The sequence below is a fragment of the Bacillus sp. LL01 genome (assembly GCF_001037965.1).
The window spans coordinates 1-12,903 of sequence record NZ_LFEL01000023.1 but is presented as its reverse complement, the minus strand read 5'-3'; the positions used below and the strand labels follow the sequence as shown (position 1 = coordinate 12,903).

Genomic DNA, 12,903 nt, shown 5'->3' with positions numbered 1-12,903 from the left:
ACTTTACTAAATCATTGGCAATGCTTAAACGAGGATATGCAACTGGAGCTAAATTCGCTATGAACAACGCTACTCTTTACAACAAAGTGTATAGCCTAGTAGATGGGAATAACCGCCCAATCTTTATTGCTGATCCAAAGAATGAAAGCATTGGACGCATCTTAGGTAAAGAGGTGGTCATTGACGATAACATCGCTGATGACACTATCATTCTAGGAAACTTTAATTACATGGGTTACAACATGCCACAAGGGTTAATGATTGAAGTTTCAAGAGAGAGCAGCTTTAAGAGTGGGTTGATCGATTACCGAGCTATGGCTATTGCTGATACAAAGCCATTAGTAAAAGAAGCATTCGTCAAACTATCAGCGCCAGCAGGAGTATAAGCAAACCATCAAGGGGTATCAGTGATAACGCTGGTATCCCTTTTTTAAAAAGGAGGAACCACCATTGTTAATTGATATACAAGAAGCACGAGAAACATTAAGAGTAGACGGCGCACACAATGACCCTATTATTATTCCTCTTCTTGAGTCCATTCCATCTTACTTGGAAACAACGACAGGTAGGTCATGGGAAGATGATCCGGTACATCCGTTAGCTGCAACGGTTGCTAGATTCATCTTACAATTATGGTTTGATCCGCAAGGTCAAGACAGCGAGAGGTTAAAGCGTACCATTGATAACTTACTAGCAGCTCTAACCGCATTAGCCAGGAGCACGTAAAGACTATGGCTCATGACTATGCAAAAGCTTTTTATACAAGTAAGGAATGGATCAGCTGCCGTATAGGATTCATGCAAAGCAAGAACTATGTATGTGAACGGTGTGGAGGTATAGCGACGATATGTCACCACAAGGAATACATTACACCGGACAACATAAGTGATCCTACCATTACTTTAAACTGGATGAACTTAGAAGCGTTGTGTCAAACGTGTCACAACCTTGAGCACCATAGAAGTAACGTTTGTATGGAAGGATTGTCTTTCGATAGCAACGGCAACCTGAAAAAAAAGGAACCCCCCGAAAAAAATTTTTGAAAATGCGCTTGGGAACCGGTGCAGGGGGCTTTCTTTTCCCCTCCATAGGTTCCTCTATAAGGGGAGGGATTAATAATAGATCAAAAAAGAAGGTGAATTTATGACGACTTCCAAAAAGAAACCAACCATTTCAGCCGAGATGAGGAAAGTTAAAACGTTATTAAAACAGATACCTAAAGATCGTCAACCAATTGCCCAGGGCTTATACAATGAGTTGGTCTTCATGCAAAATACATTAAATACATTAAAGGCCCAAGTAGAAGAAGAAGGAGCCGTATCGATGTTTAGGCAAGGTAAACAAGAATTTTTAAGAGAACACCCTGCTTTGAAAGCTTATAATACAACGATACAGCGTTACAGCTTGCTTTATAAACAATTAATTGACCTATTACCCCAATCAGACGAAGAAAGCCACAATGACCCCTTAATGAGCTTTTTAGGGGGGAAGTGAATTGAACTATGTAGAAGAATACTGGAAAGAGATCAATGAAGATCGTATAACGGTTTCTAAACGTGTATACAAGCAATATAAAAGATTAATAGATGACATTAATAATCCAGGTCAATATATCTTTGACGAAGCAAAAGCGGAACGCCCTATACAATTCATAGAGCGTTTTTGTAAGCATAGTAAAGGCGAATGGGCAGGGAAACCGGTCAAATTAGAACTTTTTCAAAAAGCCTATATAGCTGCTTTATTCGGATTTGTTGATAAAGATACTGGATTGAGACGTTATAAAGAAAGCATGTTTTATGTAGCTCGTAAAAATGGGAAAAGTACCATGTTGGCAGGAATTGCTCTATATATGTTCATTGCCGATAATGAAGGCGGTGCGGAAATTTATAGTATAGCCAGTAAGAAGGATCAAGCGAAGATTCTATTCGATGAAGCTCATAACATGATCAAACAAAGCCCATACCTTTCAAAGCATATTAGAAAACGTAAAAGTGACCTTTATTTTCACCATACCATGTCAAAGTTTATGCCATTAGGTAAGACCAGTAACACACTGGATGGATTAAATAGTTACCTTGTCGTAATCGATGAGCTGCATAGTATATTGGATCGTAATTTGTATGAGGTAATGAAACAAAGTCAATCGGCAAGGCGTGAGCCTATACTCATTATGATTACAACAGCAGGGACGGTTAGAGGTGGCGTGTTTGATGATATGTATGAGTATTCGTGCAACGTGGTAGATGGTAACTTTCAAGATGATAATTTTCTGCCGATTTTGTACGAGCTAGACGATAAGAAAGAATGGACTGATCCGGACGCATGGCAAAAAGCAAACCCTGCTCTTGGAACCATGAAAAAGAAAGATGATATCGAACGAAAAGTAGCCAAAGCATTAAATAATCCTGCCGATCTAAATGGAATCTTAGTAAAGGATTTTAATATTAGAAATACGGTCAATAGTGCTTGGCTTACATTTGATGATATAAACAATGATGAAACGTTTGACTTAGAACAATTTAGAAATAGTTACGCTATAGGTGGAGCTGATTTAAGCATAACAACCGATTTAAGTTGCGCCACTCTTCTATTTGTCGATAAAGAGACTGAAAAGCGGTATGTTCATCAAATGTATTGGCTGCCGAAAGAAAGCTTTGAACAGCGCGTAGAGATCGATAAGATACCTTATGATAAATGGCATGAGCAAGGCTTATTAAGGCTATGTAACGGCAATACAATCAATTATAGTGATATTACAGCCTGGTTCCTAGAAATGCTTAACACGTACGGTGTTGCGCCTTTATGGATTTATTACGATAACTATTCAGCCAGGTATTGGGTTGAGGAAATGGAGCAGCATGGCTTTAAGATGGTTAGGTGTATTCAAGGAGCTAGAACATTAAGCTTACCTATGCAGAATATGGGAGCAGATCTACAAGCTAAAAAAATCAATTACAATAACCATCCTATTCTTAAATGGTGCCTAACTAATACAGGGGTTGAAACGGATCGAAACGGAAATATTGTACCAGTCAAAAATCAAGCTGCTAAAATGCGGATAGATGGAACGGCTTCAATGTTAGATGCATATGTGGGGTTGTTCGAGCATTACGAGGAATATTTAAGAGCCTTATAATACAGATGCCCATAAAATAAAAAGTAAATGCAACGTAGCGCGTTTCTCAAGCAGTATAATAATAAGCTATTGCTCATTTTAGAGTAATAGTTTTTTGCTTTTCAAAAATGAAAGGGTAACCCAATTTTGGGTTACCCTTAAACTTCCCAAAAGTCATCATAATCAACATTATATCCTTCCTTACGCAACGTTTTAATAATCTTAGAACCATTCTTCATGCTCGGTCTATTATCGTCTGATTTAGTCAATCTGCTAATGGTATTACGATTCACACCACTTTCTTTTGCTACTTCCTCTTGCATGATCCTGTTTTTATCCAAGAACTTACCGAACCTCGAACGCTGCTTTCCTAGTCCGAACATAAAACCAACCTCCTACTTTAATCAAGTATCACAAGGATTAACCATTTATTTGTCTTTTAATCACACACTTGTGATTTTTTTATTAGAAAATGTGAATATCGGACAAGCGGTCTCCAATAAGCTTTATCAAGGACGTCGGCAAGGCGTCACTCACCAAGAGGAGGAGATCGATTATGACAAAAGAGATAGCGCAGGAATTAGCAAAAAAGTTAGCAGAGGGGAACTATAACATCTATCTGACACCAGAGGGACGTCACGCTATTATTCAATTACTAAATGACAAAGGTAGCACTCAAAATGTATAGACCTACCGTTCGTTATGCAGATGTATATAAGCAATATGTAGACGCTCTTTTTCAAGCAACTACATTAGATCGCAACCAAATTATGCGTGCTGCACTCTTTAACGCTGCTCATTCTAATCTCTTTCATGAAATGTTACGTCCTTACATGAGAGGTGACGTCCCTCTTCCCTCCCCTTTATGGAGCGCATCAGACCACCGTCTATGGCTGGAGCAGACCCCACAACAAGAGAAAGGAGGTAGGGACGTCAATGGCGAACAGGAAGTCAGACGAACTAAAGAAGAAATTAGACGTCAGCCACAGGACCAGGGACGAATTAGGAAGGTTCACGAGAACGGAGGAATCAAGATTACTTTCGGATAGAGCGATTAAGTTAGTGCGGATCCCAGGGAGTTATAAATCATATAGGGTGAAGGAACGATGGTTTTCAGATGAAGAAAGAGAACGGATTTATGCTACTCTTGGAGCTATTATTCTTTTATGGATGCTCATCTAAGCAAATGCACCCCTATTGTTGTCGCTGCATACAGGGGTGCAAGTGTATTTTTTAGAACGCTTGTTTTCGTATCTAAAAATGATTTGATTCGTTATAATGCACAGTAACAAATAACAGCGATATGTCAGCGAGGTAGCGTTATGACGAATGATACAAACAACACTCAAATACTACGTACAGCAGGGGAAACAGCCACACTTCTTAAAATTAAGGAGTCCACCTTGAGAAAGTATTGCATTGAACTGGAGAATGCCGGTCATAAGTTTTATAAGAGCGCTCGGGGGCACCGCGCTTATGCTAATGATGATATCACCATACTACAACGATTTATAACAACTAAAAACGCACCCAATATGACGCTACAACGGTCAGCAGAAGCCGTAGTAAAAGCACATACAAGCGAAAACGTGCGGGTTGACGTTACAGAGGATCAATCGTTACAGAAGCGCCATAACAACGATATAACAGAACTAAAGAAAACGGTAGAGAAGCAAAATGAACTTCTTCAAGCTCTTATGAAAAAAATGGACCAACAACAAGAATACATAGACAAGCGTCTTGGAGAACGAAACGATGCAGTCACTCAATCTTTACGTGAAGTCCAGGAGACGAAACAACTGATAGCAGCTGCAAAGCAAGCAGAAGAAGAGAGCAAACAAAAAAGAGGATTCTTTGCTCGTTTGTTCGGGAAGTAATCCAGGAGGGCGCACTTATACACTCTATCGAGTGAGTGCTAAAATCCATTAGATTTTCGTCAAACGTGTTAAGAAAAATATACAGGATTTTATGCAAGAAGATACTTCTTCTCAATTTTGAGTTGATCTTGAAACCCTTGATACATCAGCATTGTATAAAAAAGCGAATATTGAACGACGCATAAATAAAAAACAACCCCTTGAAACGCTTATGTCTCAAGGGGTTTAGATTTGGTTCCGACAAGATGAATTATGTAAACTGAATATCGTATTCAGTTTTCTTTAGGTATAAAAGTCATTAAATCCCCTGGCTGACATTCTAATACTTCACACAGTCTATTAATCTGTTCAACTTCAATCCGTTTGACAGTTTCATGATAAAGAGCAGATACAGTAGCCGGTCTAATGTCTGTTAAATCTGCTAGTTGTTTTTGCGTCATTTTACGCTTCCCTAATAGTTCTGAAATATGAATGCGAATAGTCATACTGATCTCCTCCAATGTAATATACAAGTAATATTATACCATTTAGAGGTAATTTTTTTCTATATTTTCATTGACAAATTACTACAGGAGTAATTATACTAATATTAATTACTGTAGGAGTAATCATAGAGAAAAAGGAGTGTGTCAGCATGGCTAATTTAAGAGAACTTACTTGGGAATTGGACGATCGTATGATGTGTATAAATGGTGGTGCTCAAACTCTTGAGGATATTAATACTTTATTAGGACATCTAAGAGAAGATATGCACACAGCCCAACAGAAAGGGGAAGAAAGAGCGTACTTTGAAGAGATTTTCACGAAGATCAGAGTCTTGTCCGAGCTTATGCACTACACAACCAATGAATACAGCAAAGCGGCTCAAGAAGCTCAAGATATCCATCTTAAAATGTTTGATGTGATCGTAAAAGGAAAAGGGGAAAGGTCAGCTTCTTAACCCCAATTTTAAAAGCTTGTATTGAATTAATAGAATATTAGAGTTAAAATTGTCAGTAACTTAATAGATCGGACAAATAAAAAAGCCATTTCCATATTGTTAGGGGTTTGCCGACCTCTAACGGAAATGACTTTCAGCCTGTTCTCTCACAACAGGTTAAATGATTATGTTTATTTTAACTCGTTTACTATTGGATTTCAATAGTCTTGTTTTGGCATATTCTGTTTAACCTTGTAATTTTACAGGTTGATGGAGTATGCTTTTTTGTTTTCTGCAACGTGGAATGCCTAACACACGTTGAAAAACAAAACTTGAACAGGTCAGCTGGAGCCGATGCAATAACTCTAGCGCACTACATAAAAGCGGAGTACCTTCCTACCGCGTGGTGGTCTAGGAGCGAACATCCAGCGAAAGCAAAAGGTTCGGGCGGTAATCGTTAGCACTACGGTGTTAGGGTTTTCAAGCATTGGTTAATCTTTTTTTGACTAACCGATATACAGGGGCGATTTTGTATATAGAAAGCTTGAAACGGTCGAGAGATCGGAAGTCGGGAAGGGTTATACATACGGATACCAGCTGACAGCTACGCCTGTGAGCCATAAAATATAACACTTTACTTCTATATGCAGCTTAACTAGTTATTTAGTTTTGACTGTGTATAGGGGTAAACTCTGTTTCCAGCCGTTTCCAACCTCTCGCATTGCCTATGAAAAAACTGAAACCAAGTCAAGGCTTAAAGCAAAATTAAGATAAAAAAGATTAAAGAGGATTATGGCAAGGTAGTTGTTTACTGGTGGAGGACAAAGCCTCGGCCCGAGGACAGGGCAAAGGCAAGCGAAAGTGCGGCAGGGGTGCTCATGAGTTATTGCTTACATTAACTAGGGTTTCCGCTTGCAATAAGTACACAAAAGAAAAGAAAAGAAAGTAAAAGAAATAAAGATATATTGATTTCCTAAAAAAAAGAAACCAATATGCGTAACGGACATTTTTGTCCAACTGTAAAATAGACAAGTGTACAATAGTTCAGGTTTGTTCTCTTCACTTGCTACAAATAATATTTCACATACTATAATAATAAGGTAAGTGAAATTAGTACGTTCCTTAAATTCGGAATCTACTATAAGTGGTCTACGAGCTCCATATGAGAGTTTTAGTTATTACTAGACTAAAAGTATTAATGACTATTGAAAAGCTTTAAATATAGCCAATATGACCTTAATAAGGTGGGTGAATCTGCTTGAAGCAATTGTTACTGGATGAATTTAATAAATATAGACTAGCAAAGTATTTAGATTCGAGAGATATGGGAACAACGTTGCTGATCCAGGAGATGGACGCAGCAGTTAATCAATTAGATCAGCTGCAACAAGATATTATTAAGTCTCGGTACCTGGTGAACGATAGTGATTACATTACTGATCAATATGTTTATCAAAATCTAGGGATTAGTAGCAACCAATATGCTTATTTGAGAAATAAAGCTTTTGCTACTTTAGTTAATTTATTAGAAATAAAAAAGCATGGATAACTCCTGGTGTGGAGATCCATGCTTTTATTTGTTAAATGTTCTTTCAAGCAATGTGATTAAAAATTCTTTATCCTCTTGATTCAACTCTTTATCTTTGAAGAATACATCTGCGTTCATTTTTAAAATGGAGTAAATATCGAATGTTTTATTATTATTCGCTTTTATATGCTCAAGTCCACTAGATCCAACACCAATTATAGTACCTTCTTTTTTCGATTTCTCTATTTCTCTAGGCGGTATGCCCATTAAATCAAAAAAGGAATCAACTTGAACAGCTCCTTCAGAATCTACATATCCAGCCATGTCCATTAAAGCAATATACGGAACGTTGTAGTAGTTTGATAATTTTCTTAGCACATCGGGAGTTGGTTTGCGTTCTTTTTTTGTGCGTGGGTCGAATCCTCTTTCTAAAGTGCTTAAATAAGTATGACTGATCCCTATTTCTTGGCTTACTTTTCTTATTGATTTCTTTCCTCTTAATTCTTTTAAATATTGAGCAAGGTCTTTCAAAAGTATCACCCCTGGTATTTAATTATAATTATATTGTAAATCGTGATTGACATAAACGCAAGTCATAGTTTACAATGTGTTCAAGGGGGTGTAAACCTTGATTTCGGATATTGTGAAAAAGCATAGACTGGAAAGAGGTATGCCTATTTCTGAATTAGCTAGAAGAACAGGATTGAGCCGCGTTACTATTACTGATATAGAGAACGGAAATACTGATCCTAAATTTTCTACTGTAATGAAAATCTACGAAGTTTTAAATATTGATTCACAGCAAATTTTTTTTGGACGTAGTGTAAATCTCGATTTACAAAGAGGTAAGTTTACTTAATAAAGCAGGTGAGGTGATATGCAGCAAGGGTGGATTAAGTTACATCGTGATCTCCTAGATAAACCTATTTGGTTAGAGTCAACGCCGGAACAAAAGACGATTTTAATTACTCTTTTGATGATGGCAAACCACCAGGGCAAGCAGTGGGAATGGAAAGGAGAGATTTATGAAATAAAGCCAGGTCAGTTTATAACAAGCCTTGAATCGATTGCTCATAAGTGCGGAAAAGGTATCTCTGTACAGAATGTAAGGACATCACTTAAGCGCTTTGAAAAGTACAAGTTCCTAACAAACAAATCAACAAACAAAAACAGGCTTATAACCCTTATAAACTGGGGTGTTTATCAAGGTTCAGATAGTGAGCTAACAAACAAACTCACAGGCAACCAACAAGCAACTAACAAGCAACTAACAACTAACAAGAATGTAAAGAATGAAGAGAATGAAAAAGAAAAAGATAATACTCCTTTTTCCGAAATTATCAAACACTTAAACGAAAAGACCGGCAAAAGATTCAGTCCTAAAAGCGCATCTAATCAAAAGCTAATCAAGGCTAGGTTTAACGAAGGTAGAACGCTCGAGGATTTCATACAAGTCATTGATACTAAGTGCCAAGAATGGCTGAGTAATGAGGAAATGTCGAAATACTTACAGCCGTCTACGTTGTTTAGAGAAAGTAACTTTGAAAAGTACCTAAATCAAGTTGCGGCAATTAAGTCTGTGTCTTCTGTAGATCCTAGAGATCATGAAATAGCACTTAACAAATTCCTGGCTTTAGGTGGCGATCCGGATAATGCTGATGAATTTGAAGAGTGGATGAAAACTAGAGGGTGATTAATTTGGATAAAAGTTATCTTAAGCGCCATCCTTTTTCGGATATGTCCGAGAAAGAGTTAGACAACGCAATCCAATATTGTCTCAACAATATTGAAGTGGCAATAATCGAGCGTAATTTTGAAAGTAGACTAATCAAGAATTACGGTAAAACACTTATTAAGTTAGAGAAGGAAAAAGAATCTAGGTGCAACTTGCATTAAAAGAGGTGAAAAAATATGGAACTTTTAATGATTGATATTAATACAGAAGAAAAGTTATCTTCTGTTCATTTAGAGCAGCAAGAGCTGATTTTTGTATTAAACAGTATCGTGCAGCATGGGTTTAAATCAAATGGTATGCGCTATGACCTTAAAGACCGAGCGGTTGAAAAAATCGTTAATAAACCCGGAGCGCTAACTTATGTTTTGTACTTGCAAAAATGTGAGGTGAAACCATGAGTAACAACAATAACCAGAGATTTAGGGGACTAAATTTCAACAAACGTATTTCTATTGTAGAAGAAAAACCAAACCCTGGGCCTTATCCAGGAACTACGCTCGTACCGATAACAGAAGCTTGGGCGGACATAAGAACGATGCAAGGTAGGGAATTTAATTCTGCCACCATTGCAGGAAATGTCGGGGTATCACGTTTTATCATTCGTTACATGCCAGGGCTATCAGCTCGAATGAGGGTTCAATATAAAGGCGTCACATACTCCATAAAAAGCCTTACAAACGATGATGAGCAGAACCGCACAATTACCATTATTGGAGAAGCGATTTTATAGGAGGAATTAAGGTGGAAAAGGTGCTGGAACGATTGAAAGAGGAGTTAGAAAAAAATTGTCTTGATGAAGAGATCCAAGTGAACCGTCACGATCTTACAGAATTGATTCAAGAATACGAAATAGCCACAGGCAGAAAAAAACGATGGGAAGACGAAAGATGGTGATGACATGGCTGGATTCTTTGAACGTATTTTTAACCGGAAGAAGGAACCACAGCAAACCGAACGAGCTGAAATAATGAGTGGTGGTGCTGCCGTATTTACTCCGTTTAGCGGAAATGCGTATGAGAGTGATATTTACAGGGCAGCAGTTGACGCCATCGCAAGAAATGCCGCAAAGCTCAAAGGTAAGCATTTAATAGCTTCAGAAAATAGGCGTAAAACAGGGGATCATTATCTGAATCGGATTTTGCAGGTAAGACCTAATCCATATATGACGTCTTATGATCTTATTTACAAATTAGTAACCCATTATTACCTGTATAACAACGCTTTTGGGTACTTGCAAAAGAATGAAAGAGGGATGCTCATTGCTATTTATCCGCTATCTCCTCAAAGTGCCGAATACATTACTGATCCAACCGGAACGCTTTACTGCCGCTTTCTATTTTCAAACGGTCAGACGGTTACATTGCCCTTTTCGGAATTATTTGTAGCAAGGAGATTTTTTAACAGTAATGATCTTTTAGGAGATACCAACACAGCAATATTGCCAACATTAGACCTGGCACACACCCAAAACGAAGGCTTGGAAAACTCTATTAAATCTAATGCCACAATTAGAGGGATTTTAAAATACAACCAGGTATTAAGCCCGGAAAAGCTCAAAGAAGAAAAAGAAGCTTTTATCAATGATTACTTAACTGTAGGGAATAACGGTGGGATTGCCGCCATTGATAGCAAATATGATTATGAACCGCTTGAATTGAAGCCAGTAGCCATTGATGATAAACAGCTGGATTCAGTCAAAAAGAAAATATATGAGTATCTAGGGATAAGCGAAAAAATTGTTAATAGTACCTATTCAGAAGATGAGTGGGCGTCCTTTTATGAAAGTGTGATCGAGCCTTTATCCTTACAGTTCTCTTTAGAATTAACAGACAAGATATTTACCGAACGTGAACAAGCCTTTGGTAATTCCATCATGTTTGAGTCTAATAGATTGCAGTTTGCTAGTAATACGAGCAAGACGAACATCATTAAAGAATTAATGCCTTATGGCTTATTTACAGCCAATCAAGCATTAGAAATATTAAACCTTCCGCCAGTTGAAAACGGTGATAAGCGAATACAGACTTTAAACGTTGTAAATGCAGACAAAGCCGATCAATATCAACTGAACGATAAGCAACCAGGAGGTAATGAAGAATGAAAGAGCTGAGAATAGCAGAACTAAGAGCTGCCGATCCGGTAGGAGAAAGCAGCCTTATTCTAAGTGGTAGACCGATTGTCTACGATCAACCTACCACCATAAATGCACCATTTGGGGAATATATCGAGGTCATTGAAAGGGGCGCATTAGACGATGCTGATTTAACAGATGTTCGTTTACTGTATAACCACGATATGAACAAAATTCCTCTTGCAAGAACACCAAAAACCATGCAATTAACGTTAGATTCGGCAGGATTAGCGTTAAGAGCAGAATTGCCAAGCACTGAGGATGGAAAAGGCGTTCATACGGCAGTAAAACGTGGTGATCTATCCGGTATGAGCTTTGCGTTTAAAGTACCTGAAGGCGGTAGCCGATTTGACGCAAAGACGAATACAAGAACCATCAGCAAGATTGAAAAAGTTTATGAGTGCAGCATTGTAGCATTTCCGGCATACCCTCAAACGAGTGTTGAAGCCAGGTCTGCTATAGAAAGCACTTTGGAAGCATTCAAAGCCCCGGAAAGACAAGCAGCAAAAATAAAAGTAAACCAACTATTAAAAAGGAGCGTGTAAACGCATGAAGTTTAAAACAGTAGCAGAAGCATTTAACCATTATCGTAACCATTCTTTAACTGACATTGAGAAAAGAGCAGCAGAAATCGGACAAGTTATTGACACTGATCCAAATGCTGATGTAAGCAGCTTGAACATTGAATTGGATGGATTGAAGGAAGCAAAAGTGAATGTAGAACAGCGCAGTCAAGGCAACCAGGGAGGAAGCTTCAACCCAATCACTGGAATGAGCTTCAACCAAAAGAAAGAAGTGCCAACAGAGAACATTTTTGAAAGCACAGAATACCGTAGCGCCTTTTACAAAACAATGTTAGGGCAAAAGCTTACAGACATTGAAAATCGAACGTTTAATCAAGCTATGCAACAGCAAGAAACAGAGCGCAGAGCCGATGCATTTAACACGACTACAAACAGTGCAGCGGTCTTACCAACAACTACTTTAAACGAAGTCATTAAAAAAGCTCGTACAATGGGCGGACTAATCGGACACGTGCGAAACTTCAACATTCCAACTAACATCAGCGTACCGATCGGAACTCCTTCAAGTAAGGCGCAATGGCACGTAGAAGGTGCGCCGGTTGATAGTGAGAAGGTACAAACAACAGCCGTACAATTTGGTGGGTATGAAGTAATCAAAGTATTCTCCATTAGTGCAGCAGCTAAAAAAATGACGGTACAAGCGTTTGAATCGTACATGATCGATGAACTCACTAATTGCGTTATGGAAGCTATTGCAGAAGCATTAGTGAACGGTACAGGAGAAGGGCAAGGCACAGGGATTGATACGGGTATTACCTGGAATGAAAGCAACAACTTAGAACTCACAGGCGATTACACAGACTTTACTAAATCATTGGCAATGCTTAAACGAGGATATGCAACTGGAGCTAAATTCGCTATGAACAACGCTACTCTTTACAACAAAGTGTATAGCCTAGTAGATGGGAATAACCGCCCAATCTTTATTGCTGATCCAAAGAATGAAAGCATTGGACGCATCTTAGGTAAAGAGGTGGTCATTGACGATAAGAGGTGGTCATTGACGATAACATC

At 38.2% G+C, this 12,903-nt stretch carries 21 protein-coding genes; 18 read left to right on the top strand and 3 right to left on the bottom strand.

Annotation, left to right across the window (positions count from 1 at the left end; genetic code table 11):
- The 5 genes from AB685_RS21920 to AB685_RS21900 all read left to right on the top strand — a co-directional run.
- Positions 1-386: phage major capsid protein (locus AB685_RS21920; protein WP_128755929.1), on the top strand; the 386-nt coding region annotated here is incomplete at its 5' end.
- A 64-nt stretch (positions 387-450) separates the two neighbouring features.
- Positions 451-726, top strand: coding sequence for a phage gp6-like head-tail connector protein (locus tag AB685_RS21915; protein WP_047972709.1), 276 nt, complete (start codon positions 451-453; stop codon positions 724-726).
- A gap of 5 nt (positions 727-731) precedes the next feature.
- Complete coding sequence (locus tag AB685_RS21910) at positions 732-1,043, top strand: HNH endonuclease (RefSeq protein WP_047972708.1); 312 nt, start codon at positions 732-734, stop codon at positions 1,041-1,043.
- A 100-nt stretch (positions 1,044-1,143) separates the two neighbouring features.
- Positions 1,144-1,494 carry a hypothetical protein gene (locus AB685_RS21905; protein ID WP_047972707.1) on the top strand — a complete coding sequence of 117 codons (351 nt, stop codon included), beginning with the start codon at positions 1,144-1,146 and terminating at the stop codon, positions 1,492-1,494.
- Position 1,495: 1 nt separating this feature from the next.
- On the top strand, positions 1,496-3,136 hold the full coding sequence (locus AB685_RS21900; RefSeq protein WP_047972706.1) for a terminase TerL endonuclease subunit: 1,641 nt from the start codon (positions 1,496-1,498) through the stop codon (positions 3,134-3,136).
- Positions 3,137-3,273: 137 nt separating this feature from the next.
- Here the strand turns inward: AB685_RS21900 and AB685_RS21895 are convergent, their stop codons facing one another.
- Positions 3,274-3,498, bottom strand: coding sequence for a helix-turn-helix transcriptional regulator (locus AB685_RS21895; protein ID WP_047972705.1), 225 nt, complete (start codon positions 3,496-3,498; stop codon positions 3,274-3,276).
- A gap of 173 nt (positions 3,499-3,671) precedes the next feature.
- Here AB685_RS21895 and AB685_RS32430 point away from each other — a divergent pair, with 173 nt between their 5' ends.
- From AB685_RS32430 to AB685_RS21885, 3 genes are all read left to right on the top strand, one after another.
- A complete protein-coding gene (locus AB685_RS32430) occupies positions 3,672-3,803 on the top strand; it encodes a hypothetical protein (protein ID WP_277814303.1) in 132 nt (43 codons plus the stop codon).
- Positions 3,796-4,164, top strand: a complete 369-nt coding sequence (locus AB685_RS21890) for a hypothetical protein (protein ID WP_053073913.1) — start codon at positions 3,796-3,798, stop codon at positions 4,162-4,164. Before AB685_RS32430 ends, AB685_RS21890 begins: the two co-directional genes overlap by 8 nt.
- 273 nt (positions 4,165-4,437) lie before the next feature.
- Positions 4,438-4,992 carry a DUF3967 domain-containing protein gene (locus AB685_RS21885; protein ID WP_047972704.1) on the top strand — a complete coding sequence of 185 codons (555 nt, stop codon included), beginning with the start codon at positions 4,438-4,440 and terminating at the stop codon, positions 4,990-4,992.
- Positions 4,993-5,264: 272 nt separating this feature from the next.
- On the opposite strand, the gene AB685_RS21880 is transcribed toward AB685_RS21885, so the two are convergent.
- Complete coding sequence (locus tag AB685_RS21880; RefSeq protein ID WP_047972703.1) at positions 5,265-5,477, bottom strand: helix-turn-helix transcriptional regulator; 213 nt, start codon at positions 5,475-5,477, stop codon at positions 5,265-5,267.
- Between the two features lie 149 nt (positions 5,478-5,626).
- On the opposite strand from AB685_RS21880, the gene AB685_RS21875 reads away from it, so the two are divergent.
- Both AB685_RS21875 and AB685_RS21870 read left to right on the top strand, forming a co-directional pair.
- Positions 5,627-5,932 (top strand): hypothetical protein, encoded by a 306-nt coding sequence (locus AB685_RS21875; RefSeq protein ID WP_047972702.1) that lies wholly within the window; start codon positions 5,627-5,629, stop codon positions 5,930-5,932.
- A 1,237-nt stretch (positions 5,933-7,169) separates the two neighbouring features.
- Positions 7,170-7,460, top strand: a complete 291-nt coding sequence (locus AB685_RS21870) for a hypothetical protein (protein WP_047972701.1) — start codon at positions 7,170-7,172, stop codon at positions 7,458-7,460.
- A 24-nt stretch (positions 7,461-7,484) separates the two neighbouring features.
- Here AB685_RS21870 and AB685_RS29855 read toward each other — a convergent pair whose 3' ends face one another.
- On the bottom strand, positions 7,485-7,970 hold the full coding sequence (locus tag AB685_RS29855; RefSeq protein WP_053073912.1) for a helix-turn-helix transcriptional regulator: 486 nt from the start codon (positions 7,968-7,970) through the stop codon (positions 7,485-7,487).
- A 97-nt stretch (positions 7,971-8,067) separates the two neighbouring features.
- Here AB685_RS29855 and AB685_RS21860 point away from each other — a divergent pair, with 97 nt between their 5' ends.
- The 8 genes from AB685_RS21860 to AB685_RS21825 all read left to right on the top strand — a co-directional run.
- Positions 8,068-8,298, top strand: a complete 231-nt coding sequence (locus AB685_RS21860) for a helix-turn-helix transcriptional regulator (RefSeq protein ID WP_047972700.1) — start codon at positions 8,068-8,070, stop codon at positions 8,296-8,298.
- An 18-nt stretch (positions 8,299-8,316) separates the two neighbouring features.
- Entirely contained in the window at positions 8,317-9,132 is an 816-nt protein-coding gene (locus tag AB685_RS29850; protein WP_053073911.1) for a conserved phage C-terminal domain-containing protein, read from the top strand.
- A 218-nt stretch (positions 9,133-9,350) separates the two neighbouring features.
- On the top strand, positions 9,351-9,572 hold the full coding sequence (locus tag AB685_RS21845) for a hypothetical protein (RefSeq protein WP_047972698.1): 222 nt from the start codon (positions 9,351-9,353) through the stop codon (positions 9,570-9,572).
- Positions 9,569-9,904 carry a phage head closure protein gene (locus tag AB685_RS21840; protein WP_053073910.1) on the top strand — a complete coding sequence of 112 codons (336 nt, stop codon included), beginning with the start codon at positions 9,569-9,571 and terminating at the stop codon, positions 9,902-9,904. Before AB685_RS21845 ends, AB685_RS21840 begins: the two co-directional genes overlap by 4 nt.
- 11 nt (positions 9,905-9,915) lie before the next feature.
- A complete protein-coding gene (locus AB685_RS31800) occupies positions 9,916-10,068 on the top strand; it encodes a hypothetical protein (RefSeq protein ID WP_198530563.1) in 153 nt (50 codons plus the stop codon).
- A gap of 4 nt (positions 10,069-10,072) precedes the next feature.
- On the top strand, positions 10,073-11,275 hold the full coding sequence (locus tag AB685_RS21835; RefSeq protein WP_047972697.1) for a phage portal protein: 1,203 nt from the start codon (positions 10,073-10,075) through the stop codon (positions 11,273-11,275).
- Positions 11,272-11,850: an HK97 family phage prohead protease gene (locus tag AB685_RS21830; protein ID WP_047972696.1), complete on the top strand. Its 579-nt coding sequence runs from the start codon at positions 11,272-11,274 to the stop codon at positions 11,848-11,850. Before AB685_RS21835 ends, AB685_RS21830 begins: the two co-directional genes overlap by 4 nt.
- Positions 11,851-11,854: 4 nt before the next feature.
- A partial coding sequence (locus AB685_RS21825; protein WP_047972695.1) for a phage major capsid protein occupies positions 11,855-12,903 on the top strand: 1,049 nt, incomplete at its 3' end.